The sequence below is a fragment of the Pauljensenia sp. UMB10120 genome (assembly GCF_030212035.1).
In the GTDB taxonomy this organism is placed as follows: domain Bacteria; phylum Actinomycetota; class Actinomycetes; order Actinomycetales; family Actinomycetaceae; genus Pauljensenia; species Pauljensenia radingae_A.
Window position 1 is genome coordinate 1 of record NZ_JASODH010000003.1, and the last position, 25,657, is coordinate 25,657.

At 59.8% G+C, this 25,657-nt stretch carries 18 protein-coding genes and 4 tRNA genes; 5 read left to right on the top strand and 17 right to left on the bottom strand.

Annotated elements, in window-relative coordinates; translation table 11 throughout:
* Positions 1 to 617: 617 nt before the first annotated feature.
* The 11 genes from QP093_RS03490 to QP093_RS03540 all read right to left on the bottom strand — a co-directional run bounded on the left by QP093_RS03490 (position 618) and on the right by QP093_RS03540 (position 16,914).
* A complete protein-coding gene (locus QP093_RS03490; RefSeq protein WP_285014737.1) occupies positions 618 to 4,523 on the bottom strand; it encodes a DNA-directed RNA polymerase subunit beta' in 3,906 nt (1,301 codons plus the stop codon).
* A gap of 150 nt (positions 4,524 to 4,673) precedes the next feature.
* Positions 4,674 to 8,153 (bottom strand): DNA-directed RNA polymerase subunit beta, encoded by a 3,480-nt coding sequence (gene rpoB, locus QP093_RS03495; protein WP_058237177.1) that lies wholly within the window; start codon positions 8,151 to 8,153, stop codon positions 4,674 to 4,676.
* Between the two features lie 760 nt (positions 8,154 to 8,913).
* Positions 8,914 to 10,263, bottom strand: a complete 1,350-nt coding sequence (locus tag QP093_RS03500) for a serine hydrolase domain-containing protein (RefSeq protein WP_058237178.1) — start codon at positions 10,261 to 10,263, stop codon at positions 8,914 to 8,916.
* Between the two features lie 399 nt (positions 10,264 to 10,662).
* Complete coding sequence (gene rfbB, locus QP093_RS03505; protein WP_070725390.1) at positions 10,663 to 11,676, bottom strand: dTDP-glucose 4,6-dehydratase; 1,014 nt, start codon at positions 11,674 to 11,676, stop codon at positions 10,663 to 10,665.
* Between the two features lie 255 nt (positions 11,677 to 11,931).
* Positions 11,932 to 12,318 (bottom strand): 50S ribosomal protein L7/L12, encoded by a 387-nt coding sequence (rplL, locus tag QP093_RS03510; protein ID WP_070725389.1) that lies wholly within the window; start codon positions 12,316 to 12,318, stop codon positions 11,932 to 11,934.
* A gap of 102 nt (positions 12,319 to 12,420) precedes the next feature.
* Positions 12,421 to 12,942 (bottom strand): 50S ribosomal protein L10, encoded by a 522-nt coding sequence (gene rplJ, locus QP093_RS03515; RefSeq protein WP_058237180.1) that lies wholly within the window; start codon positions 12,940 to 12,942, stop codon positions 12,421 to 12,423.
* Positions 12,943 to 13,950: 1,008 nt separating this feature from the next.
* Complete coding sequence (gene rplA, locus QP093_RS03520) at positions 13,951 to 14,664, bottom strand: 50S ribosomal protein L1 (RefSeq protein ID WP_058237181.1); 714 nt, start codon at positions 14,662 to 14,664, stop codon at positions 13,951 to 13,953.
* Positions 14,665 to 14,738: 74 nt separating this feature from the next.
* The gene (gene rplK, locus QP093_RS03525; protein ID WP_058237182.1) at positions 14,739 to 15,170 is read right to left on the bottom strand and encodes a 50S ribosomal protein L11; all 432 of its coding nucleotides are present in this window, start codon (positions 15,168 to 15,170) and stop codon (positions 14,739 to 14,741) included.
* A gap of 200 nt (positions 15,171 to 15,370) precedes the next feature.
* A complete protein-coding gene (gene nusG / locus QP093_RS03530; protein ID WP_307876267.1) occupies positions 15,371 to 16,360 on the bottom strand; it encodes a transcription termination/antitermination protein NusG in 990 nt (329 codons plus the stop codon).
* 100 nt (positions 16,361 to 16,460) lie between these two features.
* On the bottom strand, positions 16,461 to 16,757 hold the full coding sequence (secE, locus tag QP093_RS03535; protein ID WP_058237861.1) for a preprotein translocase subunit SecE: 297 nt from the start codon (positions 16,755 to 16,757) through the stop codon (positions 16,461 to 16,463).
* 83 nt (positions 16,758 to 16,840) lie between these two features.
* A tRNA-Trp gene (locus QP093_RS03540) sits at positions 16,841 to 16,914 on the bottom strand.
* 205 nt (positions 16,915 to 17,119) lie between these two features.
* On the opposite strand from QP093_RS03540, the gene QP093_RS03545 reads away from it, so the two are divergent.
* The 4 genes from QP093_RS03545 to QP093_RS03560 all read left to right on the top strand — a co-directional run bounded on the left by QP093_RS03545 (position 17,120) and on the right by QP093_RS03560 (position 21,479).
* The gene (locus QP093_RS03545; RefSeq protein ID WP_058237183.1) at positions 17,120 to 18,334 is read left to right on the top strand and encodes a pyridoxal phosphate-dependent aminotransferase; all 1,215 of its coding nucleotides are present in this window, start codon (positions 17,120 to 17,122) and stop codon (positions 18,332 to 18,334) included.
* 197 nt (positions 18,335 to 18,531) lie between these two features.
* Positions 18,532 to 19,371 carry an alpha/beta hydrolase gene (locus tag QP093_RS03550; protein WP_058237184.1) on the top strand — a complete coding sequence of 280 codons (840 nt, stop codon included), beginning with the start codon at positions 18,532 to 18,534 and terminating at the stop codon, positions 19,369 to 19,371.
* A gap of 25 nt (positions 19,372 to 19,396) precedes the next feature.
* Positions 19,397 to 20,497: an adenosine deaminase gene (locus QP093_RS03555; protein ID WP_480295296.1), complete on the top strand. Its 1,101-nt coding sequence runs from the start codon at positions 19,397 to 19,399 to the stop codon at positions 20,495 to 20,497.
* A 1-nt stretch (position 20,498) separates the two neighbouring features.
* The gene (locus QP093_RS03560) at positions 20,499 to 21,479 is read left to right on the top strand and encodes an esterase/lipase family protein (RefSeq protein ID WP_285014747.1); all 981 of its coding nucleotides are present in this window, start codon (positions 20,499 to 20,501) and stop codon (positions 21,477 to 21,479) included.
* Here the strand turns inward: QP093_RS03560 and QP093_RS03565 are convergent.
* From QP093_RS03565 to QP093_RS03590, 6 genes are all read right to left on the bottom strand, one after another.
* Positions 21,476 to 22,690 carry a UDP-N-acetylmuramate dehydrogenase gene (locus tag QP093_RS03565; RefSeq protein WP_285014748.1) on the bottom strand — a complete coding sequence of 405 codons (1,215 nt, stop codon included), beginning with the start codon at positions 22,688 to 22,690 and terminating at the stop codon, positions 21,476 to 21,478. The genes QP093_RS03560 and QP093_RS03565 overlap by 4 nt on opposite strands.
* A 1-nt stretch (position 22,691) precedes the next feature.
* The gene (locus QP093_RS03570; protein WP_285014750.1) at positions 22,692 to 23,924 is read right to left on the bottom strand and encodes an MFS transporter; all 1,233 of its coding nucleotides are present in this window, start codon (positions 23,922 to 23,924) and stop codon (positions 22,692 to 22,694) included.
* 151 nt (positions 23,925 to 24,075) lie between these two features.
* Positions 24,076 to 24,246, bottom strand: coding sequence for a 50S ribosomal protein L33 (rpmG, locus tag QP093_RS03575; RefSeq protein ID WP_074026201.1), 171 nt, complete (start codon positions 24,244 to 24,246; stop codon positions 24,076 to 24,078).
* Positions 24,247 to 24,301: 55 nt separating this feature from the next.
* Positions 24,302 to 24,375 (bottom strand) — tRNA-Met (locus QP093_RS03580).
* A gap of 33 nt (positions 24,376 to 24,408) precedes the next feature.
* Positions 24,409 to 24,481 (bottom strand) — tRNA-Thr (locus tag QP093_RS03585).
* A gap of 116 nt (positions 24,482 to 24,597) precedes the next feature.
* Positions 24,598 to 24,679 (bottom strand) — tRNA-Tyr (locus QP093_RS03590).
* 137 nt (positions 24,680 to 24,816) lie between these two features.
* Between QP093_RS03590 and QP093_RS03595 the strand changes: the two genes are divergently transcribed.
* Entirely contained in the window at positions 24,817 to 25,320 is a 504-nt protein-coding gene (locus tag QP093_RS03595; RefSeq protein WP_285014753.1) for a YajQ family cyclic di-GMP-binding protein, read from the top strand.
* Positions 25,321 to 25,657 lie beyond the last annotated feature (337 nt).

Below are 25,657 nucleotides of genomic sequence, written 5' to 3' on the forward strand. Positions count from 1 at the left end.
ACACACTCATGGCAAAACGAATCACCCCACCAAACCGTCACACTCACCACCACGTGGGACGTCACACTAACCAACCCATTCACCAACACCACGCACACAATCCCTAGCATTACAAGCACAAGAGAAACCAGCGCCCCATTCCTGTTAACAAAACCCCACCAAGTCCTCACCGACCACGCCGAAAAAACCCACGGACACTAACCAAACAGAGAAACCACAAAGTAAACCGAGAAAACACCAGCTCATTCAAGAAAGATAACCGCCTCGACATCGCAATCGGTACTTCCTTGAAAGAGACAGTGACTGAGCGGGGAGGGAGTCGCCAGACCACACAATGAATCTCTCTCGCGCACCTTAAGCTTTCCCTCACCGCACAAGCTCTCCTTCACCGCACAAGGAAATTCGCCACTCCACAACGAGGAGCCTCCACCACACCGCTTAAGGCAACTCGCCCAGTCGCGGAGGAAATACTCCCCTCAGCGCACAAAGAGCCTCACCACGCCGTAACGAGGGACCTCATCACACCGTGCAAGGCACCATACCGCGCCATAAAAAGAAGCGGCTGGTGCAAGCCCGCCGCAATTCGCGGGCTTACACCAGCCACCTGAGGTTAACGGTCAGTTCTGGCCGTGGAACGGAATTCCGAAATCGATCGAGTCGAGCGAGGCCAGGAAGGACTCAGGAACTTCTCCATCCTGGAAATCCAGTTCGGAATAGTTCGCATCGGCCATTGCCTCAGCAGTGGGCTCCACGACAACCTCGTTGTAGCGAGCCAGGCCGGTGCCGGCCGGGATCAACTTTCCGAGGATGACGTTCTCCTTCAGACCCACCAGGTGATCAACCTTGCCGTTCATGGCGGCTTCGGTCAGGACCTTTGTGGTCTCCTGGAAGGACGCAGCCGACAGCCACGAATCCGTTGCCAACGACGCCTTGGTGATACCCATCAGCATCTGGCGACCTGACGCGGGCTGACCGCCCTCGGCGGCAACTCGACGGTTGGCCGACAAGTACGCTGAACGATCCACCAGCTGACCCGGCATGAACGAGGTGTCGCCCGGCTCCAGAATAGTGATCTTGCGCAGCATCTGGCGCACGATGACCTCGATGTGCTTGGCGTGAATACCCACACCCTGATCGCGGTAGACCTTCTGCACCTCATCAACCAGCTGCTTCTGAGCCACATTGCGGCCCATAATACGCAGGACCTCCTTGGGATCCAACTGGCCTTCAGTCAACGGGGTTCCAGCTTCGATGTGGTCGCCCTCGTTCACCAGGAGTTTCTGGCGACGAGTCACCTCGATGACTGAATCCTCACGGCCATCATCGCGAGTGATCACGATCTTACGTGAACCGGGATCTTCGTCGTCAATATGGACGCGACCGGCGGCCTCGTTCATCTTGGCTTCAATCTTCGGGCTGCGCGCCTCGAAAAGCTCCTGAACACGCGGCAGACCCTGGGTAATGTCAGCAGCCGACGCAGCACCACCGGTGTGGAACGTACGCATCGTCAGCTGGGTACCAGGCTCACCAATCGACTGAGCTGCGATAATACCGACAGCTTCACCGATCGAGACGCGCTTACCGGTGGCCAGCGAACGGCCGTAGCAGCTGGCGCACACGCCCACCGCCGACTCACAGGTCAGCACGGAACGGGTCGTCACCTCGGTCACACCGGCGGCAACCATCTGAGCAATCAGGTCATCACCAATGTCGGTGCCAGCCTCCGCCACGACAGTGCCATCTTCACCCACCGCATCGCGGGCAAGCGTACGGGCGTACGCAGTAGTCTCAACCGCTTCAACGGCTTCCCACTCGTCAAACTCGTTCTTGCGGGCGATCGGCACGCGAATGCCGGCGCGGGTACCGCAGTCCTCTTCACGCACAATCACGTCCTGCGACACGTCGACCAGACGGCGGGTCAGGTAACCAGATTCGGCGGTACGAAGAGCGGTATCAGCCAGACCCTTACGAGCGCCGTGAGTTGCGATGAAGTACTCCAGAACCGTCAGGCCTTCACGGTAGTTTGCCTTAATCGGACGCTCAATGAGCTTCTGCTTCGGGTCAGACACCAGGCCACGCATACCGGCGATCTGCTGGACCTGGCTCCAGTTACCACGAGCACCCGACGACACCATGCGGTAGACGGTGTTGCGCGCATCGAAGTTCTGACGCATGTCGTCAGCAACTTCCTCAGTGCACTTCAGCCACAGCTTGACCAGTTCCTCGTACCGGGTTTCTTCCAGGATGATACCGGTGTCGAACTGGTCCTGAATCTCCGCAGCCTTGGCTTCGTAACGCGCCAGGATTTCTTCCTTGCGGTCTGACGCCTGAATGTCAGAGAACGCGATTGTGATGCCAGACCAAGTTGACCAGTGGAAACCGGCAGCTTTCAGTGCGTCCAGAGATTCGGCGACGAGGACGTTCGGGTAACGCTCCGTCAATGTGTTAACGATCGTTCCCAGCTGCTTCTTACCCACAACGTAGTTGACGAACGGGTAGTCGACCGGCAGAGTCTCGTTGAAGATCGCGCGCCCCAGCGAGGTTTCCAGCAGGATCGGATCGCCCTCTTCCCAGTTCTCCGGGACTTCCCAGCCCTTGGGCGGCACAATGTCGGTGAAGCGGATCCGTGCACGGGCATTCAGATCCAGTTCGCCACGATCAAACGCCATACGTGCCTCAGCCACTGACGAATAGCACGGCACAACCGGCTCACCGTTTTCATCAGTCGCCACCTCAACAGCCGGATCAGGATCACTGGTCAGGTGGAACAGACCAATGATCATGTCCTGCGACGGCATTGCAACAGGGCGACCGTCGGAAGGCTTGAGGATGTTGTTCGTCGACAACATCAGGATGCGTGCCTCAGCCTGAGCCTCAGCACCCAGCGGGAGGTGGACTGCCATCTGGTCACCGTCAAAGTCAGCGTTGAACGCGCCACAGGCCAGCGGGTGCAGCTGAATAGCTTTACCTTCAATCAGCTGCGGTTCGAAGGCCTGAATGCCCAGGCGGTGCAGTGTAGGTGCGCGGTTCAGCAGCACCGGGTGCTCACGAATAACGTCGTCGAGGACGTCCCACACCTCGGGGCGCTGGCGCTCAACCTTACGCTTGGCTGCCTTGACGTTCTGCGCGAACGACTTCTCAACCAGGCGCTTCATCACGAATGGCTTGAACAGTTCCAGAGCCATCTGCTTGGGCAGACCGCACTGGTGCAGTTTCAGCTGCGGGCCCACCACGATGACCGAACGGCCCGAGTAGTCCACGCGCTTACCGAGCAGGTTTTGACGGAAACGACCCTGCTTGCCCTTGAGCATGTCAGAGATCGACTTCAGCGGGCGGTTACCAGGACCGGCCACGGGGCGGCCACGACGGCCGTTGTCGAACAGCGCGTCCACAGACTCCTGCAGCATGCGCTTTTCGTTGTTGACAATGATCTCGGGCGCACCCAGCTCCAGCAGCCTCTTCAGGCGCGTGTTGCGGTTGATGACGCGACGGTACAGATCGTTCAGGTCCGAGGTCGCAAAGCGGCCACCGTCCAGCTGAACCATCGGGCGCAGATCCGGCGGGATGACGGGGATAGCGGTCAGCACCATCGACTCCGGCTTGTTACCGGTTTGCACAAAGGCGTTGACGACCTTCAGGCGCTTGATCGCACGGGTCTTGCGCGGGCCCGACTCGTTGGCGATCGTGTTGCGCAGGTTCTCCACTTCGGCATCCAGGTCGAAGGTCTGCAGACGCTTCTGAATGGCGGCTGCACCCATATCGCCCTTGAAGTACGTGCCGTAGCGCAGCTGCATGGCGCGGTACAGGCGCTCGTCACCTTCCAGGTCACCAACCTTGAGGTCGCGGAAACGCTCCCACACGGTCTCCAGCTGTTCCAGGTCGCGGTCGAAACGGCGGCGAATCTGCCCCATTTCGCGTTCCCCTGCCTTGCGTTCACGGTCGCGATCGGCAGCTTTGGCGCCATCGGCTTCCATCTGTGCCAGGGTCTGCTCCAGCTTTTCGGCGCGCTGGTTGATCGCGTCGTCACGCTGGGACTCCAGGTGGCCCTTTTCAACTTCGAGCTCGCTGCGCAGGTCGGCAAGGTCCTCGTCGCGACCCTTTTCGTCAACCTCGGTGATCATGTAGGCAGCGAAGTAGATAACCTTTTCGAGGTCCTTCGGAGCCAGGTCCAGGACGTATCCGAGGCGTGAGGGCACGCCTTTGAAGTACCAGATGTGCGTGACAGGCGCTGCCAGGTCGATATGACCCATGCGCTCGCGACGCACCTTCGAGCGTGTGACTTCGACGCCACACTTTTCACACACGATGCCCTTGTAGCGCACGCGCTTGTACTTGCCACACGCACATTCCCAGTCGCGGGTCGGACCAAAAATCTGTTCACCGAACAAGCCGTCGCGCTCAGGCTTGAGGGTGCGGTAGTTAATCGTTTCGGGCTTTTTTACCTCGCCGTGGGACCATCCTGAGATGTCATCTGTCGTTGCCAGGGTGATCTTGAGGCTGTCGAACGTCTTAGCGTCGATCAAGGTCTCGCTCCTTGCATTAGTTCGTCGGTTCCAGCGTAAGTGGTCTGCTCAAGCCCGCCGCTGGAGGGGCTGAGGTTCCCCGCAAGCGCGTCGCCCTCGTTCGTCGTCTTGATTGACGAGGGCGACCTGTGCGCCGCGGAACCGACTGAGCTAAATGGCGTCAATGGTTGCTGCTGCGTTCGGACGGGCATCCAAGGTGATGCCCATATCCTCTTGCGCATCGTACGATTCGTCCTCGTCGCGCAGGTCAATCGGGTTGCCTGCCGCGTCGAGTGCTTCAACGTTCAAGCACAGCGAGCGCATTTCCTGGATGAGGACCCTGAAGGACTCTGGAATACCAGGTTCCGGGATGTCTTCACCCTTGACAATGGCTTCGTAGACCTTGACACGTCCAACGGTGTCGTCCGACTTGATGGTGAGCAGCTCCTGGAGGGCGTAGGCGGCACCGTAGGCCTCCAGTGCCCACACCTCCATCTCGCCGAAGCGCTGGCCACCGAACTGGGCTTTACCACCCAGCGGCTGCTGCGTAATCATCGAGTACGGGCCGGTTGAACGGGCATGAATCTTGTCGTCAACCAAGTGGTGCAGCTTGAGCATGTAGGCGTACCCCACTGCGATGGGGTACGGGAACGGTTCACCCGAACGGCCATCAAACAGCTGAGCTTTACCTTCATCGTTGGTCAAGCGCTCTCCATCGCGGTTGGGACGAACTGAACGCAGCAGGCCTTGCAGCTCCTCTGCTTCCAGACCGTCGAACACGGGGGTTGCAACCAAGGAGCCGGGCTCGGCGCTGATGCCGTTCTCAGGCAGGAACTTCGTCCAGTCTTCGCCAGCTTCCTTCGCCTTCGTGGCATCCCAACCCTGGTGGGCCAGCCAGCCGAGGTGGTACTCGAGCACCTGACCGACGTTCATACGTCCAGGAACACCCAGCGGATTCAAGATGATGTCCACAGGTGTGCCATCTTCCAGGAACGGCATGTCTTCGACAGGCAGAATCTTGGAGACGACGCCCTTGTTTCCGTGACGGCCAGCCATCTTGTCACCAATGGTGATCTTGCGGCGCTGAGCCACGTACACGCGCACCGTCTGGCGCACGCCGGGGTTCAGATCGTCTTCTTCGTCATTGAACTCGCGCACGCCAATGACGATGCCCTCTTCACCGTGTGGGACACGCAGGCAGGTGTCGCGCACTTCGCGCGCCTTCTCACCGAAGATGGCGCGCAGCAGGCGCTCCTCACTGGTCAGTTCGGTTTCACCCTTCGGGGTGACCTTGCCGACCAAGATGTCGCCGGCCTGAACCTCAGCACCGATGCGGATGATGCCGCGTTCGTCAAGGTCAGCCAGTGATTCCTCGGACACGTTCGGAATGTCGCGCGTGATTTCCTCGTCGCCCAGCTTCGTTTCGCGGGCGTCAACCTCGTACTCCTCAATATGGATGGAGGTCAGGACGTCATCCTGCACGACGCGGCGTGACAGAATCACGGCATCCTCGTAGTTCAGGCCTTCCCACGACATGTAGGCGACCAGCAGGTTCTTTCCGAGGGCGACTTCACCGTTGTCGGTGGCCGGGCCATCAGCCAGAACGTCTGCTTCTTCAACGCGTTGGCCTTCCTCGACAATGACACGCTGGTTCGTGCAGTTGCCGGGGTTGGAGCGCTCAAACTTTTCGAGTCGGTAGGTGTCGCGGCCACCCTCGTCAGTTTCAACGACGATCAAGTCGGCGCTGACCTCGGTGACGACACCGGCGCGCTCAGCGATCACCATTTCGCCTGAGTCCTGAGCGGCGCGGCGTTCCATGCCGGTGCCGACCAGTGGAGCTTCGGTGCGCAGCAACGGGACAGCCTGGCGCTGCATGTTCGCGCCCATCAGGGCTCGGTTGGCGTCATCGTGCTCGAGGAACGGGATGAACGCGGTGGCAACAGAGACCATCTGACGTGCAGAAACGTCCATGTAGTCAACGTCGTCGCGTGCAACGAGCAACGGGTCTTCGCCGGAGAGACGGCACAGAACCATCTCTTCGGCAAAAGTGTTGTCCTCCGTCAGCGGCGATGATGCCTGAGCGATGTAGTGGCCGTTCTCGTCATCAGCGGTCAGGTACTCGACCTCGTCGGTGACGTGGCCGCCACGCACCACGCGGTACGGCGTCTCGATGAAACCGAAGGGGTTGATGCGCGCGAACGTCGCCATCGTGCCGATCAGACCAATGTTTGGGCCTTCAGGGGTTTCAATCGGGCACATGCGTCCGTAGTGCGACGGGTGAACGTCACGGACCTCCATGCCGGCACGGTCACGCGACAGACCGCCAGGGCCCAGTGCCGACAGGCGGCGCTTGTGCGTCAAACCGGCCAGCGGGTTGTTCTGATCCATGAACTGTGACAGCTGGGATGTTCCGAAGAACTCCTTGATCGCTGCGACAACGGGGCGGATATTGATCAGCGACTGAGGCGTGATCGAATCGGCTTCCTGCGTTGTCATGCGTTCACGCACGGTGCGTTCCATGCGCGCCAGGCCGGTACGCACTTGCGACTGGATCAGTTCGCCCACCGCGCGGATACGACGGTTACCAAAGTGGTCAATATCGTCCGACTCAACGCTGACTTCCACGGCTTTGCCGCCACGCACGCCGGTGAACGTCTTGTCACCCTTATGCATCGAGAGCATGTATTTGATGGTCGTGACGATGTCTTCCAGCGTCAGAACGGAGGTACGAGGATCCGCATCCAGAGCCAGCTTCTTGTTGATCTTGTAGCGGCCAACCTTCGCCAGGTCGTAGCGCTTGGAATCGAAGTAGAAGTTGTTCAGCAGTGTCTGAGCTGCGTCGACGACTGCGGGCTCACCGGGGCGAATCTTGCGGTAGATATCCAGGAGAGCTTCCTCCTGGGTGTCGACCGTGTCCTTCTCAAGGGTTTCCAGCAAAACCGGGTAGTCCGCGAACTGTTCACGGATCTCAGCTTCGGTCATGCCGATAGCCTTGAGGAAGTGAGTCACCGACTGCTTACGCTTGCGGTCGATACGCACACCCACTGCGTCGCGCTTGTCGATCTCGAATTCGAGCCAGGCACCGCGGCTGGGGATGACTTTGGCTCCGAAGATTTCCTTATCGGAGGAGCGGTCAGATGTGCGCTCGAAGTACACGCCAGGCGAGCGGACCAGCTGGGAGACGACGACGCGCTCCGTGCCGTTAATGATGAAAGTGCCGCGCTTGGTCATCAGGGGGAAGTCACCCATGAAGACGGTCTGCGACTTGATTTCGCCGGTCATGTAATTCATGAACTCGGCGGTGACGTACATCGGTGCTGAGTACGTGTAATCCTTGGCCTTTGCCTCTTCGACCGAGTACTTCGGGCGTTCGAGTCGATGGTCGCGGAATGACAATGACATGGTTTGTGCGACGTCTTCAATCGGCGAGATCTCCTGGAAGATTTCTTCCAGCCCGGAAACGTCCGGCACGTCGAATCCGCCTGAAGCTTTCGCAGCCTCAACGCGTTGTTTCCAATTGTCGTTCCCCAGAAGCCAATCGAAGCTCTGAATCTGCAGACCCAGCAGGTTCGGGGCCTGCAAAGGTTCGCGAAGCTTCGCAAATGAGATACGGTTCCTGGGCTGATGTGCAGTGGTGCTACTGGCAGCCAAAGGGTGTCCTTCCCTGCAGTCGGTGAGTGCGCGCTCCCGCCTGCCGCCCCTATCTGATACTGTGTCGCTAGCACACTTAGCGCTGGTCTCGCGTGCGGGCACAGCTCACCTCGGGCGTCATCAGGCGCAAATAGTTATGTTAGAATCCTTCGCCGCCGTCGGCAAGGGGTATGCGCGAAGCTGTGCCCAATCTCACGGACCCCACCGCCGTGTTGCTTGGGGCCTGACCGGCGCTTTCACTTTTCTCTGCCCCTCCCGTTCACTGTTCTTTGCCCCCGTCTACTTTTCTCTGTCCCTCCCCTTCACTGTTTTCCACCCTTTCCATTCGCTGTTTCTGCCCTTTCCGTCTGGCTGGTTGTTGCCGGCGGCTGGTCGCCGTCTTTTCCCAGCCCCGAGTGCCGCCTCTCCCTCCTCCTCCCTCTCCCCCTCTCCCTCTCTCCTCCTCTCCCTCCGCTTCCCTTCTGTCGATCTCGACCGGTTTTCTTCGCAATTGACGAGGGTACCCATCCGTTTATGCAGGTCGCAGGCGCGGACGTGCAATGACACCCGAACTGAGTGCGCTGAGATCGACAGATGGGTGAATCGAAGGGAGGAAGTCAAGATCGACGGTCGGGTAAATGAGGGGAGAAAGTCGAGATCGACAGACGGGAATAGTACGGAAGGGGGTGGTGAGAGAAAGCGAGCACGGGAACGAACGGCGAACCGAATTAGGAACCGCTCGCCAGGTGCTCAATACACGCGAGCCAGCAGACACCAGGCCCTACCGGCCGCCGCCAAGGATGTCGCGAATACAAGCAGACAGCAGCACTGACTTCGGGTCCAGTCCGCCAGGCTCGTTCATGCGGCGCACATTGTATCCGAATGCCAAGCCGTAGAACGGATCAGCAAAGCCCAACGCTCCGCCCGCACCGTCGTGCCCGATAGCCTGATAGGAGCCAAACGGGAACATACCATTGGGCTTTTGAAACACCCGAGCAAAGCACATGACGTTTTGCAGCACTCGATCCATCCCGAACACCTGCTGCGTTCCCATTAGTTTCACCGTGTCAGGCGTTAAGAACGGCTCAGACAGATCATGGCGTGGGTTTCCCTCGTCAATTCGTGAAACAGAACAGTCGTTGAGACCGGTGACAGCTGCTGCGTACAGGCGAGCCAGGCCGCGAGCGGAACCGACCCCACCTGTCGACGCAACGCCGGCGGCACGAATATGGCGGTGGTTCGGTGTGGGTGTGTTGTCTGGCTCAATGACGCCGCCACCGAGTGCGGACAGCGCGCCAAGCGAATCTCCGAGCTCGCACTGGCCTACCGCTGCCGCAAGCTCATCAGCGCTGACAGGCCCGGCGCCAGGATCGTCGGACAGAGCGGCCGTTCCCGGAACCCGTTCGCCACGCTTGTCACGTTCCGCCAGGGCTTTCTCGAAGGGAAGAGACGGCAGGATGGGTTCGTAGCGATCATCTTCCGATTCAGGAAAGCCGATATAGAAGTCAATGTCACGTGGGGCACGAACCTCACGCTCGTAATGGGTTTGCAGGTCCTCGCCGGCGACTCGACGGAAAAGTTCCTCCATCAGCGGTCCGATCGTGCGGCCGTGGTAGCCAAACGCCGTGCCCGGGCGCCACAGCGGTGACATGGCTGCCAACTTTGCCGCCATCCCGCGCGAGTCATAGGGCACATCCATCAAACGCATCGATTCTTCGCCAAGCAGTCCCGCCTGATGGGACAGCATTTGACTGACTGTAATCTGGTCTTTGCCACAGGCGGCAAACTCCGGCCAGTAATACGCAACTCGCTGCTCAAGATCCAAGTCACCTGAGTCAACCAAGCGCGCCAAGGTCAGTGCGGAAGCACCTTTTGTTGCCGAGAAAAACCCTGTAACCGTCTGCCCATCCATGAGACCGCCGCCCCATAAGTCAACGATCTTGTCACCGTTGACGTAGGCGCACACCTGAGCAGAGTAGGTGGGATCGCGCTGGAGCATGCGTGCGAAAAGAGTCTTGACCGACTCGAATCGTTCGTCGACCCAGCCGTGCACCTCTCCGGCGCGGCGCGGCTCATCCGCGTCGATGTCACGTGCGGCTGCATCTGTCCGGCTGTTCATTTCCGTATTCATGGCACTCTCCTTTGCGCGCTTGCACTGTCAGTTTCTCGCAGGTTCACCGCCGCTGCCACCGCTACCGCCGCACGGGCCGATCCGCATACCGCCCTTCGCTCCCTCACACCCCTCGTCCCCCATCTGTCGATTTCAACGGGTCTGAGTGACCTATTGCCGAGCAGACTCCGCTCCTTTTGCAGGTCAGAAGCTCGCGAGCATATACGGCGTGTCTGCAAACGAAGTGAGATCGACAGTTGGGGAATGGAATGGAGGGCGGAGTTGAAGCTGCCGCCTTTGCCGAGAGCTTCGGGAGCACAGAAAACCCGCATACCTGCAATTACACGACGCACCAGTCGCGGCTTGGCGCCCCAGTACACATCCTGCCCCCACACAGCGAGGATGCAGACGGCGAGATCTTCAGTGCCCCCAGCGCGCGTACTGATCTTCAATGACATCCTTGCCGTCACGCCACCACGATTCATGTGAGCGATACCAGGCGATCACCTCAGCCAGCCCCGCTTCAAAATCCCTCTTTTCCGGCTCCCACCCAAGATCCCGGCGCAGTTTGCTCGCATCCAGCGCGTATCGGCGATCATGGCCGGGCCGATCCCCGACCCAGTCGAAGTCATCCTCGTCCCTGCCCATGAGGCGCAAGATCGAGCGTAAAACGTCAAAGTTGGAACGCTCCCCTTCGGCGGAAATCAGGTATGTTTCTCCGGGTATGCCGCGACACAGGATCTGCCAAACGGCCGCCGAATGGTCGTCGACATGGATCCAGTCGCGAACGTTTCGTCCATCGCCGTACAGCTTGGCGCGCCGGCCGGTCAAAATGTTCGTGATCTGTCGAGGAATGAATTTCTCAATGTGTTGATATGGTCCGTAGTTGTTCGAGCTGTTCGAAATTGTCACCCGGACACCGAAGGTGCGAAACCATGCGCATGCCAGCAGGTCAGACGAGGCTTTGCTGGCGCTGTAAGGGCTTGACGGCTTCACAGGTGATTCTTCAGTGAATCGCATGGAATCATCGAGAGCCAGGTCGCCGTACACTTCGTCGGTGCTGACGTGATGAAAGCGCCGCTCATGGTGCCGGCATGCCTCCAGCAGTCTGTAGGTGCCTGAAATGTTAGTGTGGATGAAAGGCTCGGGGTCAGCAATCGATTTGTCATTGTGGCTTTCGGCGGCAAAGTTCACGACGGCCTCGTGGTCAGCGACCAGGGATTCAACCAGCTCCTCGTCACAGATATCCCCAACGACGAGGGCGACTCTGCCGGGCGGCAAACCATCAAGATTGTGCCGGTTCGCGGCATAGGTCAACTTGTCGAGCACCGTGATGCGAATATGAGGATCGCGTTCGAGTGCGAATCGCACAAAGTTACTGCCGACGAAACCGCAGCCACCGGTGACCAGCAGGGAGTTCATGGTGTCCGACATGGATCCTCCTTTCCCCTCGTCAATTGTCACACGGAAAGCACTCCCACTCGGAGCAGCGGGGCGCGGCATTCGCGTGCAGACATCGCGGCCGGGCGGCTAGCGTGCAGACATCACGGTTGCGGGGCTCGCGCGTCACCGCCTGCCCACACTGCGCACAGTGGCCACACCGCCCATATACAAGTGTCGCGGCCCAGCTGATGCTGAACCGCGACAACTTGATATGCGCTTAAGCTAGCGCGAGAGTTTCAAGTGAAATCACTTGAGGGTGACGGTGCCGCCAGCCTCTTCGATCTCTGCCTTGGCCTTCTCGGCGTCTTCCTTGGAAGCGTTCTCGAAGATGGTCGACGGTGCGCCGTCAACCAGGCCCTTGGCGTCCTTCAGGCCGAGGCCGGTGAGGGACTTGACAGCCTTGATAACGGCAACCTTCTTGTCGCCGGCTGCTTCGAGGACAACCTCGAACTCGGTCTTTTCCTCAGCTGCTGCTTCTTCACCGGCAGCGGCTGGTGCTGCAACAACGGCGGCGGCCGGTGCGGCAGCCTCAACGTCGAAGACCTCTTCGAACTGCTTGACGAAATCGGACAGCTCGATCAGGGTCATTTCCTTGAAAGCTTCGATGAGCTCATCTGCGGAGAGCTTAGCCATGAGTGGCATCCTTCCTTGTTTGGCCTGCTACGCGAGCAGATTACGTTGTGTAAATGAGTCCGGGTGCATGGCGGTGAGGCCAGTAACCCGGGGCCTGTCGCGTCAGGCCGCTTGCTCCTGCTTGTCGCGAAGAGCATCGATTGTGCGCACAGCCTTGGTGGGCAGTGCATTGAATGCGTACGCAGCCTGGGAGAGCTTCGCCTTGAGGGCACCTGCAGCCTTGGCCAGCAGGACCTCGCGGGATTCCAGATCAGCAAGCTTCTTGACGGCGTCAGCATCGAGTGCGACACCATCCATAGCGCCAGACTTCAAAACCAGCGCCGGGTTATCCTTGGCAAAATCACGCAGCGTCTTGGCGGCCTCAACCGGCTCACCGCTGACGAATGCAATAGCTGTCGGGCCCTTCAGGTCGTCCTCGAGGAAATCGAATCCGACTTCGCGGGCCGCCAGCCGTGCCAGCGTGTTCTTCACCACGGCGTAGCTCACGTCATTGCCCAAACCGCGACGCAGCTCCTTGAGCTGTGCAACGGTCAGACCGCGATACTCAGTCAGCAGCACGGCATCCGAGTTGCGGAACTTCTCCGTCAGCTCGGCGACAACTGCCTCCTTGTCAGACCTCGCCATGGTCCTCCTTCCGAAAAGTCAGCCGCCGTACCCACGAAAAAGCCCGACACGCAGGTTCGTGTCGGGCTTGCACCACGCTTGTCCAGTTTCCCGCAAGGGAGCTGTTCAAGTCACGTTACCTGCGTCGGTCGCTCTTGCGCTTCGATCTACTGTCAGTAGATGTCCGACGGTCTTTGGCTGTTCCACTATACCAAGATCGATGTGCGGCCTCTACTGTGCGCTGTGTGCAACAAAGCACGTTTGCGTGCCGCTATTTATTCCCGCCCTTATGCCTCTGGCATCCTGCACATTCCCACGTGTTCTCCTCTCGCTTTTTCTCGCCGTTCTCTCCGCTCGCTCTCTTAGCTCCCCTCGGCATCCCTCTTGGCCTGCTCTCGACCTGCTCCTCAGCCTTCCTCTCCGCCTTCCCTCATCTTCCCCCTCCCCCTCATCCTGTCCGCATTAATCCCCAACTGTCGATCTGGAGCTCCCGTTATCGTCCTAATTGACGAGGGAGGCCCACACCTTCCGCGAATAACACTCTCTGACCAGTGAAAACGTTCGTCAGTGTTGAAAGCCAGTAATCCAGCCCGCCTTCTTGGTCCATCGAGATCGACAGTTGGGATTGGTAGGGGTGGGTGGGCTTCGGGAAAAGGGGGCTGCCGAGAGTAAGACGAAATGCGGATGAGACCGGACGCGGAAAAGGTGGCACGCAACGAAGACGTTCCACTAGAGAGTCGCCATTTGCTGAAGTCGGCTCAGGTCAAAATGCCATGCGCTGGAGACGGCGTGCTAGAAAGGGGCCGCGCATTCAAGACAGGGCTCATCGATGACGGCACACAATGGGGGTGGGTTCGCACACGCGTGCGAACCCACCCCCATTTATCAAGATTGCGACGTGACGCGGGCGCTGCGGCACCCTCGTCGAGGATCGCTCAGGCATCAATCCGCCTGGTCATCAACCCAACCGGTCATCTCTGCAACCGATCGCCGAAGCACCGAGAATCAATGCCGTCAGGCATCGAACAATCAGTCGTCAGTGCCGAGCAGATCGCGCGTCTTGGTCGGATCCAACGGGATGCCAGGGCCCATCGTCGTTGAAACGGTGGCCTTCGTGATGTAGCGACCCTTGGAGGAGGACGGCTTCAGACGCAGGACTTCATCGAGGGCAGCGGCGTAGTTTTCCGTCAGCTGCTCAGCAGTGAAGGATGCCTTGCCGATGATGAACGCCAGGTTCGCGTGCTTGTCCACACGGAACTCGATACGGCCACCCTTGATCTCCTTGACAGCCTTGCCAACTTCCATCGTGACCGTTCCGGTCTTCGGGTTCGGCATGAGGCCACGAGGACCGAGGACGCGACCCAGACGGCCAACCTTGCCCATCATGTCAGGGGTTGCGACGGCCACATCAAAATCGGTGTAGCCCTTCTGGACCTTCTCAATCAGTTCGTCGCCGCCGACCTCGTCAGCTCCGGCGTCGATCGCTTCCTGCGCGCGCGGGCCCACAGCGAAGACCAAGACCCGTGAGGTCTTGCCAGTGCCGTGCGGCAGGGAAACGGTTCCGCGGACCATCTGGTCTGCTTTACGGGGATCGACACCCAGTCGGAACATCACCTCAACGGTGGCGTCAAACTTGGTGACAGTGGTTTCTTTTGCCAGTTTCATGGCTTCAAGAGGTTCGTATACCTCACCGGCGTGGATCTTCTCCGCGGCGGCCCGGTAGCTCTTCGAGCGCTTTGTCATTCTGCTATCTCCTTGCAGGTGTGGTGTGTTCGGGCAAGCGCTTGCCCTTCCACAAAGATTGGTTTGGTGACGTATCAGTCGCTGACGGTGATGCCCATGGAACGGGCGGTGCCGGCAATGATCTTGATCGCGGCTTCGATGTCGTTGGCGTTGAGGTCCTGCATCTTGGTCTCAGCGATCTCGCGAACCTGATCTTTGGTCAGGTTTGCCACCTTGGTGGTGTGAGGCGTCGGTGAGCCCTTGTCCACGCCAGCCGCCTTCTTGATCATCTGTGCAGCCGGAGGCGTCTTGAGAACGAACGTGAACGTACGGTCTTCATAGACGGTGATCTCAACAGGGACGATATTGCCGCGCTGAGATTCGGTTGCAGCGTTGTACGCCTTGGTGAACTCCACGATGTTCACGCCGTGCTGGCTCAGTGCCGGGCCAACTGGCGGAGCCGGAGTTGCAGCACCGGCAGGGATCTGCAGCTTGATCAGGCCGGTGACCTTCTTCTTTGGTGCCATATAAGTTACGGGTCTTTCATTGGTGATTCGAAGCGAACCGACGGTTGCCGATCCGCCTGCGCGTCCTACACGCAAATGCAGACGCACAAACAGCGATGATATCGCGTCAGATACCTTGATCCCAAGTTCTCGTGCGCGACATCACTCACTAAGCTGTGCGCAACACCTGGGCGGGCGTGTCCGCCCCTGCGCCGCGGCGACTAGTCGTCGATCTTTTGAACCTGATCGAAGTTGAGTTCCAGAGGCGTTTCGCGCTCGAAAATCGTGACCAGAACTTTCAGCTTCTGGGTCTCGGGCATGATCTCGGAGATTACGGCGTTCATCGTTTCGAACGGTCCGTCCACCACTGTGACAACTTCGCCCACCTCGTAGCTGACCTTGAGTTCCTGAACCGGAGCCGGGCCAGTCTTGTTTTCCTGAGCGGCCTCTTCCATGACGTTCGGGGTGAGCATCATGACAACCTCATCTTCAGACAGAGGCATCGGATTGTGCTGATCGCCAACGAAGCCGGTCACGGCTGGCGTTTCCTTGACAACTCGGTATGACGCGTCAGTGAAGTCCATGCACACCAGGACGTATCCGGGGATGCGCACACGACGCACACGCTTCTTCTGAGAGCCGCGGAATTCCATGACATATTCGTCGGGAACCTCAACGCGGTAGATGTAGTCCTCCATGTTCTGGCTGGTGATGCGCTGTTCAAGGTTAGCCTTGACCTTGCGCTCGTGGCCGGAATACGTGTGGATGACGTACCAGTCGCCTGGCAGAAGGCGCAGCTCGCCACGCAGAACTTCGATGGGGTCTTCGATTTCGTCAGCCGCGGATTCAGTGTCCGCATCGCCCGGCTGCTCGCTTGCTTCAGCGTCGCCAATTTCCGAGGGTGGCTGATCCTTAGCAGGCACCTCATCATGAGCGGGCGCCTCAGCTACAGCCGCATCAGCATCGGATCCACCGTGCTCGGTGGCAGCAACTGACTCAATCACAGCTGCAGTTTCTTCCTGCGCGAGGGTGGAGTCAGCTGTCTCGACGCCATCAGCTGTCTCGGCGTCATCAGCTTTCTGCGCGCCGCTGCCCTCCGATACAGATTCGGATGCAGAGACGAACTGAGGGGCAGAATCAGCGTCGACGTGCGTATCGTTTACAGCGGTAGTCTCATCCGCATCTGGTGCGTTTTCAATGTGGTCGCTCACGTGTCCTCCTTCAGAGCCAACGCGCGTGGGCTTGTCAGCAGTGGTTGACGAACCGTAGAAGAAACCCGCCTGCAGGTTCCTGCCGGCGGGTCAATCGGGTTCAGCCGAATATCAATGCGTTTAGCTTACCGAATATCAGGTCTAAAAGTCCTGTGTATGCCATCACAGCGGTGACGAAGACGATCACGACAACAAAGTACGTCCATGTTTCGTTGCGAGTCGGATACGTCACCTTCTTCATCTCAGCGATGACCTGGCTGATGAACAGGCGAATGCGGGAGAACAGTCCACGCTTTTCGCCTTCCTCATGCGTCGACTTCTCACGGCTCGGAGTCGGTGCACTCTTCGTGCGGTCACGACGCACAGGAGCGCTCGGCTTGTCCGGCACGTCGGGCAGACCGTCATTGTCGGGTCCGCCAAGTGCGCGACTGTCGCTCACAGAACCTCTCCTTGTCGTGTAGGCCGATATCTACAATGTAGCAGGGCAGGCGGGAATCGAACCCACAACCGCCGGTTTTGGAGACCGGTGCGCTACCTAATTGCGCCACTGCCCTTCACCGCTTGTCACAGGCTGACGCCCATGACCCGCCCCGCTAGTTTAGGGCGTTAACGCGCCAGTGTACAACTTCACGCCGCATGTAGAAAATCACAGATCTGTGTTTTTGGCTTCCACCGTCCGCACCAGCACCCCCTGATCATAGCGCGTCCATTCCTAGGAATTTTCTTCCGCACGGCCTCCAATCGTGCAACGATAGAGACATGTCGAACCAAACTGCTCACCGCGCCTCAGCGCGTCTTCGTTCCATCACACCATCAGCGACTTTAGCCGTGGATGCCAAGGCGAAAGCTCTCAAGGCTCAGGGCGTCCCCGTCATTGGTTTCGGCGCCGGCGAACCTGACTTCCCGACCCCCAACCAGATCGTCGAAGCAGCCGCCAAAGCCTGCCACGATCCTCGGATGCATCGTTACAGCCCAGCCTCAGGTCTGCCGGAACTGCGCGAGGCAATCGCAGCCAAGACGCTGCGCGACTCGGGCTACGAGGTCGACCCCAGCCAGATTCTGGTCACCAACGGCGGCAAGCAGGCCGTGTTCGAGGCGTTCGCAGCTGTCCTCGATCCCGGTGATGAAGTTCTCCTGCCAACCCCCTACTGGACGACCTACCCGGAGGCCATCAAACTTGCCGGAGGCACCACGGTTCCCGTTTTTGCCGGTGCTGACCAGGATTACAAAGTCACCGTTGACCAGCTCGAAGAGGCACGCACCGACAAGACTGTGGCATTGCTGCACTGTTCCCCCTCGAACCCGACAGGCACGGTGTACACACCCGAGGAAACTCGCCAAATCGGCCAGTGGGCACTGGAGCACGGTATCTGGGTCATCACCGATGAGATCTACGAGCATCTGCTGTACGACGGCGCCCAGACTGCTCACGTTGTCAAGCTGGTTCCCGAACTGGCTGACCAGACCCTCGTCCTTAACGGCGTCGCAAAGACATACGCGATGACCGGCTGGCGTGTGGGCTGGATGGTTGGCCCGCAGGACATGGTCAAGGCGGCCACATCTTTCCAGTCTCACTTAACCTCCAACGTCAACAACGTTGCCCAGTGGGCTGCCAAAACCGCGCTCGAGGGTGGCCTGGAGGACGTGGAGCGTATGCGCCAGGCGTTTGACCGCCGCCGACGCACGATGATCGACATGCTCAGTGAAATCGAAGGATTGACCGTACCCACACCGAAGGGCGCCTTCTACGCGTACCCATCGGTGGAGGGACTATTGAACACCTCCATTCGCGGCACCACGTGCACCACGTCCGCTGAACTCGCCGACTTCATCTTGAAGGAAGCTGAGGTCGCGGTAGTGCCGGGTGAGGCCTTTGGCCCCAGCGGCTTTATTCGCCTGTCGTACGCGCTTTCCGACGATGATCTGGCAGAAGGCGTTGGCCGTATTCAAAAGCTCCTGGCTGACCGCGACTAAGACTCACTTTCTGCCTGGGCGAGGCTGATCGCTGGTTCAGCATCGGCGAGCGTTGTTTCTGCTTCAGCATCGGCGAATTCCATCTCAGTCTCAGCATGCCCGCACCTGACCATTTGCTGTTGCGGTCGCACCACCAATTCTGCCCTTTTGGCGCTGATAAGCGCTCATCAGCGCCTTTTAACAGGCACAATAGTGGTATGCAGTTGTTCACCCATCACACATCCGATCCCCAGCCTCACGGCACCGTCTTGATCTGCCACGGATACGCCGAGCATCAAGGCCGCTACAGGCGCCTCGTCGATTCTCTCAATCACGATGGCTACGACGCAGTGACATTCGATCTGAGCGGACACGGAAGTGCAGATGGTCCACGTGCTCAAGTCGATGTCGGCCGTCTCATTACAGAGCACCGCGCAGCGCGCGCAGACGCCCTCGCCAATTCGCGCACGTCGCAGCTATTTGTGTTGGGTCATTCCATGGGCGGCATTATCACCGCTGCATCTGTCCTCATCGATCCGGATCATGTTGCCGGCATGGTGCTGACCGGTCCGGCATTTCGTCCCGCCGCGCCGATCACTGCCAAGGTAGCTCGCTCCATGCTGACACTGGCTCGCGTCGCCCCCGGATTGCCCACAGCGAAGCTTGATGCGGGCGGCGTCTCGCGCGACCCTGACGTGGTGGACGACTACGAAAACGATCCGCTCAATTTCCATGGACCCGTCCCGCTGATCACTGCTCTGACGATGTGCGTTCAGGGCGACCACACGATCGCACGAGCCGATTCACTCAGCGTGCCCACCCTGGTCATCCACGGTTCACACGACCATCTTGCTCGCCCGAGTGGGTCAGAGGAATTCGTGCGCAATGCTCGACTGTCACTGGCATGGGGCACGCACACCCCCGACGCGCACCTACGCGTCATCGACGGCGCATACCACGAAGTACTGAACGAGCCTGAAGGTCCCGGCCTGATGCGGGATATCGCCTTGTGGATGGACGCGCGCCGGCCGGCTGCCGATAATGGTGCTGATGCCTGAACATTCTCACAGCATGCCCCCGCCGATGCCGCTGCGTCCGATTGCTTCCCCCAGTCCCAGTGACCAGCCCATATTGACGAAGGCGGCGCCCACGCCCCCCGGCCGGCGGCCCCTGGCCACATTGCCCAAGGCACAGCTGCATCTGCACTTCACCGGCGCGATGCGACCGCGCACTCTGGTCGAACTCGCTGTGGAAAAAGGCGTCCGACTGCCGCCTCATTTGCTGGACATGGATCCGCTCACGGTCCCGGCAGATGCGCGCGGATGGTTCCGCTTCCAGCGCGCCTACGATGCAGCCCGCGTGTTAGTTCGCACCGAGGATGTTATGCGCCGCCTCGTGCGTGAGGCTGCCGAGGATGACGCGGCGGAAGGCTCTGTGCATCTGGAAATGCAGGTTGATCCCACGTCGTATGCACCGTGGGTTGGCGGCATCACTCCCGCCCTCGAAATCATTCTGGACGAGGCGCGCGCATCCAGCGAAGCAACTGGTGTGGATGTCAGCATCGTGGTCGCTGCCTCTCGTATCCGCCACCCCTTAGATGCACGCACCCTCGCCCGCCTGGCATCTCAGTACGCTGGCAGGGAGCCGGGCACCGTCGTGGGATTCGGTCTGTCCAACGACGAGCGGGTGGGCTCAACCGCGCAGTTCGGTGCTGCCTTCAACATTGCGCGTGACGCTGGTCTTGCGTCGGTTCCGCATGGAGGCGAGCTGCTGGGACCCTCATCGGTGCGTGAAGTCCTGGCAGCGCTCTCCCCGACCCGGCTGGGACACGGTGTCAGGAGCGCGGAGGATCCGGACCTGCTCAAGCGCCTGGTCGATGACGGCATTGCGTTGGAAGTATGTCCCACGTCTAACGTGCACCTCGGGGTGTATCCAGACATTGTGCACGTCCCTTTGCCTGACTTGATGGCAGCCGGCGCCACAATCGCCTTGAGCGCCGACGACCCGTTGCTGTTCCACTCGCGCCTGTTGGCTCAATACGAGGCTGCTCGAGATGTTTTCGGTCTGAGCGACGAGCAGCTTGCGGAACTGGCCCGTCAGTCGATCCGCGCCTCCCTAGTGTCATTTGACCGCAGGCGCATCTGGAACGCGCAGATTGATCGGTGGTTGGCCAATGAGCCGTGAGATGAACGAACACGAGAATGCTGCTGAATCGGTTCGGCAGTGGCCGCTGTGGCACTGGTTCGCCCCTGCGGAGACGTTGCGCCAAGAGGTACCTTCGTGGGTCACGATACCGCCAATTCCGCAGCGCCTGGCCGTCGCTGCCAACGATTTAGTGGGCGCTGCGCGCCGTCGCCTCCAGCTCATGACATCTGTCGTATGCGACACGCTTTCGGCGGCCGGTGATTCGTCCGGCAGTCAGAACGGTTCGGATGATTCGGCAGCCTCACCATCGGCCGGCCCGCAGTCACCCTCGTCGATAACCGTAACAAGTAGCGCGCTCGCCCAGCCTTCCACAGACGCGGGTACGCCCACTCAGCCTGCCGCGAGCGCACACACACCTGCGACGCTCGCTGCGAGCACAGCAACGCCTGACTGCGCGGCGCGTCCAGTCGCCATCGGGATTCCCGGCATCTGGGAGTCGCGCCACTATCTCGACCCGTGGGCGCGCGCGCTGGCCGACGCCGGGTGGGACGCACGAATCCTGGAAGGCGTGCGCGCTATGCGCCGCCCGATTGACACGATTGCTCAGATGGCCGAGCGCTACCTTGCGCGAGAAAACCTCACTCATGTGCTGCTCTATTCGCATTCCAAAGGCGGACTGGTGGCCAAAGCGATCATGGCCGGTCCCGAGGGATGGCGTATTCGGCACCTCATCACCTTTGCGACGCCCTTCGACGGAGCACCGATCGCACGCCTGTTGCCGATCCCGAGTTTGCGTGAACTCTCCCCCGGCTCCCCCGCCATTCGCCCCCTGGCCTCACGCACTGACCTGAACGCACGGATCACTCAGATTGAGGCGACGTGGGATGAGAACGTCCCTCCCACTACGCTTCCAGGCGCGCATCGCCGAGTCATTTTGCCCATCTACGGTCACGGTCAGATGCTTGAATCGCGCGGAGCAGCACGAACATTGGTCCAGCTGGCTGAGCCGTACCGCTGTTAAATTTGCTCTCCCAGGACAACGGGTTCTGGCACAAGCGTCACGCCAAAACTTCCCTTCACCCCTGCGCGCACCGCCCGCGCCAGATCACGGATATCCTGTGCGCAGGCTCCTCCTCGGTTAGTCAGCGCCAGGACGTGCTTAGTGGACAGTGAAGCGCGCGCCGAACTGTGGCCACCGCACGGTTCACACTCGTCAGACAGCGCAAACCCTTTTCCAAAACCCGCACGGTCGATCAGCCACGCTGCCGATGTCTTGACCAGGCCCCGCCCAGCGTCAAATCGCGGAGCCTCAGGTGGCAACAGCCGCTCCGCCTCATCGGCATCAAGAATCGGGTTCGTGAAGAACGATCCGGCCGACCACGTGTCATGGTCCCCCTCGTCAATCACCATGCCCTTGGAGGCACGCAGGCGCAGGACCTCGCTGCGTACGCGATTCGTCTCGACCTGCTGTCCAATTGGAACGTCCAATGCGCGCGCGAGCTGGGAATACGCGACGGGTGCAGACATGTGTGAGCGTGTGAGCTGCAGCGTGACATCTAGGACGACCCAGCGCCCGGTAGGCCCCCACTGCGAGCCGTCCATGCGAGGTGTCAGACGCGACTGCTTCAGAATGGATGAACGATAGCCGAGCTCAAGGTCATCGTGGGTCAACTCGACGCGGCGCTGCTCAAGGCGATCCCACGCGCCTATGTGGAGCAGTGTGTGGGCAACTTCGCCGCCGTACGCTCCGATGTTCTGCACAGGTGCCGCCCCAACCGTTCCGGGGATTCCTGACAGTGCTTCCAGGCCCGACAGCCCCCGCTTCACACTCTCATTGACGAGGGCGTCCCACGCCACGCCAGATGCAGCCGTCACGATGACAGGTGAGCTCTGCGGCGCGGATGGCTCCGAGGGGGTCCAGGTGACATCTGTTTCAAGGCTTGCGCGAGCGTCACGAATCACCGTTCCATCAAACGGTGCATCGTCAGCCAGGATGTTCGATCCGCCGCCCAAAATCAGGAGGCGGTCAGGGCTGTGTTCATCGTCGGCGCGGCGCAACGCGTCAACGAAGGCGTCTTCAGTGGAAGGCTCAACGAGGGTGGCCACCGGACCGCCGACACGAAAGGTCGTCATGTCAGACAGGCGGGGGGCATGCGTACGGGCGCGCGGGCGCCTATGCTCCTCGGCGTTGATCGATGGTCGGTTCTTCCCCTGTTCGCTCACGTAGGACATCCTAGCTGTCTGACTCAGGGCGCAGGTAGCGTGTCAGCCACGCACCAACCGCAACCGGAACAACCAGACACGTCAGAGCACGGTGGTACCCGATATGCGAGGCGAGCAAGCCGAGCACAGGCGGACCGATCAGGAATGCGCCGTAATTGATGGTGGACAGCACCGACAGGCGCGCAGCTGTCATCGACGGGTCGTGGGACAGGGCAGAAGCACCGGTGGGATACACCAGGGCGGCGCCGAATGCCCACAACACCACGCCAATCATCGCAATACCCCACACGGGTGCGAAACCGACCAGGACCAGTCCGGGACATGCGGCGATCAGCATGCCACGCAATAAAACATCAGGTGGCCAGTGCCGACGCAGCCACGCCGCACTGAGTCTGACGACCACCACCGTGGCGAGGAAACCGGACAGTACCGCAGAACCTTGCGCCGCCGTCATGTCGTACCCATCAACCATCGCCAGTGCAAGCCAATTATTTGCTGACCCCTCCAGCAATCCCGAGGACAACACCATCAGGCCGATCAACAGCGTGCGTTTTTCGCCCCACGCCTTTCGCGTACGGGCCGTTGATCCGCCGCTTCCAAATATCCGGCGACGCTTGGGAGCGCCGTCGCTCACAGATTGGGCGAGCACATCGTCCTCGGTGAGCAGGAACGCGGTTGCGACTGCGACGCAGGTCAGGCCAAAGACGATCACTCCCAGCAGATGATGGGTGACATGGACGGCCGCCCTCGCCATTGCGGCACCTGAGAGTGCGCCGGTGACTGTGCCGATCGAGAACATCGCGTGGAATCGATCCAGGATTGGGTGGCCGAGGGCGACTTCGATTAGTCCGCCTGCAGTGTTAATTGTTGACCCTGTCAACGACATCCCCATCGACACGAAGATGAGGCTCAGTGACAACAAATCGAGCGACCCCACGTGGATAGATGCCACCACGCAGCCCATACCCACAGCCCACAGCACACCCGCGAGGCGGCCGCTCATACGCGGCCCAATCGCCCCGACTACCGGGCCTGAGGAGGGAAGCGCCACAAGTGACCCGATAGAGCCGATGAGGAGCATTGCGCCGATCTGAGTCGGGCTGAGGTTCAGAGAATCACGCACTGCCGGCAAGCGAGACACCCACGAGGAACTGGCAAAGCCCATGAAAAAGAACATAGCGGCGTCAGCAATGACGGCACGACGTATCCGCGATTGGGGCAGATCTCTGCGTGACAGGCTCATGACAGCCTTCCCTGTGGCCATATTGTGCCGATCGAATAAGTGCCGTGCGTGGCTATCTAGTGCGCCGAGGCGGCGGAAACGCAGCGTGCATAAACCCCCGGGCTGTTGAACAGCTCCGGGGGCATGACAGTTGTGAGGCGTCGCTGGAACGTCACCGAGTTTCGCGGTGCGTCGTCGACTTGCGGCAACGCGGGCAATACTTGGCCAGCTCGAGGCGGTCAGGCGTATTGCGACGATTCTTCCTGGTGATGTAGTTACGTTCCTTGCACTCCGAGCACGCCAGAGTGATCTTGGGGCGAACGTCCTGAGACTTGCTTGCCACGATCTTTCCTTCACTTGAGGTTCTGAGATTATCGCCGGAGACCGGGAGGTCACGGTAGCGGGGGCGGGACTCGAACCCGCGACCTCACGATTATGAGTCGTGCGCTCTAACCAGCTGAGCTACCCCGCCGTGGTAGGTCGCGACTGCGAGGCCGCAAACCAGAGCCCCGAAAGGGAATCGAACCCTTGACCTTCTCCTTACCATGGAGACGCTCTGCCGACTGAGCTATCGGGGCAACGAGAGAAACTCTAGCCTGACACTCATGCTCGAAGCAATCTCCAGGCTTGAGAGCATCCTCACGTCGCAGAACTGAGTACCTCGAGAGCGAAGCACTTGTGGCATTCAGTCCAGTGGCGGGGGAGGGATTCGAACCCCCGAAGCATTCCGCGGCTGATTTACAGTCAGCTCCCTTTGGCCGCTCGGGCACCCCGCCATTGACACCAATCATCGGTGCCGTGAAAGAATAACAAAAATACAAGCGTGAGCGCCAATCGGATCACCGGTTTTGACCCGCTCAAATGCGAGATATCGAGCACACTCATAGCCAGACGCTGATAGGAAGGGATTCCCATGGCTGATTCATCATTCGACATTGTCTCCAAACTCGACCGCCAGGAAGTGGATAACGCTGTCAATCAGGCGGCGAGGGAGGTGTCCCAACGCTACGACTTCCGTAACGTGGACGCATCGATCGAGCTGTCGGGCGATACCGTGGTGATGGAAGCGAACTCCCCCGAACGCGTGATAGCCATTGTGGACGTGCTGCGCTCCAAGCTCACCAAACGCAAGGTTTCACTTAAGGCACTGGATCTGAAGGATCGTGAGCCTCAGCCGTCCGGGAAAATCTATCGAATGGTCGTTCCCCTGCGCGAAGGTATCAGCCAGGACAATGCCAGGAAGATTACGAAGCTGATTCGCGATGAAGGTCCGAAGGGCGTGAAGGCACAGATCCAGGGAGATGAGGTTCGCGTTTCGTCAAAGTCGCGCGATTCCCTGCAAGAAGTCATTGCACTGCTCAGAGGCGAAGCGGGCCGGAAGATCGACTGCGCGTTGCAGTTCGTGAACTATCGGTAGGATCATCGCCGTCAGATAGCGGCCTTCACCCCCTCTGCCTTGTCCCCAACTGTCGATCTCGAGGCAGTGCGGGCGTCCTCGCCCATATCTGAAGCACCCCACTCTCCTGTCCCCAACTGTCAACCTGGAGGCAGCTTCACCTATGCGAGCACTGATTGCTTCCCTCATTGCAAGGTAAAACTGCAGGAAAATAGGGATTTCCCACGTATCAGCCTGACAAGGCTGGCAGGGAAGGTGCAGCCTGGCGTCTTCTGATCGACAGTTGGGAAAATCAGAGAATGCGTGCGCAGGGAGCTCGCATTCGCGTCCTAATCGACAGATGGGAAAATGAGAGAGG

Excerpts from the sequence above, each read along its gene's own strand:
- QP093_RS03500 (WP_058237178.1), bottom strand. The coding sequence starts at position 10,263 with ATGAATACGGAAATGAACAGCCGGACAGATGCAGCCGCACGTGACATC.
- rfbB (WP_070725390.1), bottom strand. The coding sequence starts at position 11,676 with ATGTCGGACACCATGAACTCCCTGCTGGTCACCGGTGGCTGCGGTTTC.
- rplL (WP_070725389.1), bottom strand. The coding sequence starts at position 12,318 with ATGGCTAAGCTCTCCGCAGATGAGCTCATCGAAGCTTTCAAGGAAATG.
- rplJ (WP_058237180.1), bottom strand. The coding sequence starts at position 12,942 with ATGGCGAGGTCTGACAAGGAGGCAGTTGTCGCCGAGCTGACGGAGAAG.
- rplA (WP_058237181.1), bottom strand. The coding sequence starts at position 14,664 with ATGACAAAGCGCTCGAAGAGCTACCGGGCCGCCGCGGAGAAGATCCAC.
- rplK (WP_058237182.1), bottom strand. The coding sequence starts at position 15,170 with ATGGCACCAAAGAAGAAGGTCACCGGCCTGATCAAGCTGCAGATCCCT.
- QP093_RS03545 (WP_058237183.1), top strand. The coding sequence starts at position 17,120 with ATGTCGAACCAAACTGCTCACCGCGCCTCAGCGCGTCTTCGTTCCATC.
- QP093_RS03550 (WP_058237184.1), top strand. The coding sequence starts at position 18,532 with ATGCAGTTGTTCACCCATCACACATCCGATCCCCAGCCTCACGGCACC.
- QP093_RS03555 (WP_480295296.1), top strand. The coding sequence starts at position 19,397 with ATGCCGCTGCGTCCGATTGCTTCCCCCAGTCCCAGTGACCAGCCCATA.
- QP093_RS03560 (WP_285014747.1), top strand. The coding sequence starts at position 20,499 with ATGAACGAACACGAGAATGCTGCTGAATCGGTTCGGCAGTGGCCGCTG.
- QP093_RS03565 (WP_285014748.1), bottom strand. The coding sequence starts at position 22,690 with ATGTCCTACGTGAGCGAACAGGGGAAGAACCGACCATCGATCAACGCC.
- QP093_RS03570 (WP_285014750.1), bottom strand. The coding sequence starts at position 23,924 with ATGAGCCTGTCACGCAGAGATCTGCCCCAATCGCGGATACGTCGTGCC.
- QP093_RS03595 (WP_285014753.1), top strand. The coding sequence starts at position 24,817 with ATGGCTGATTCATCATTCGACATTGTCTCCAAACTCGACCGCCAGGAA.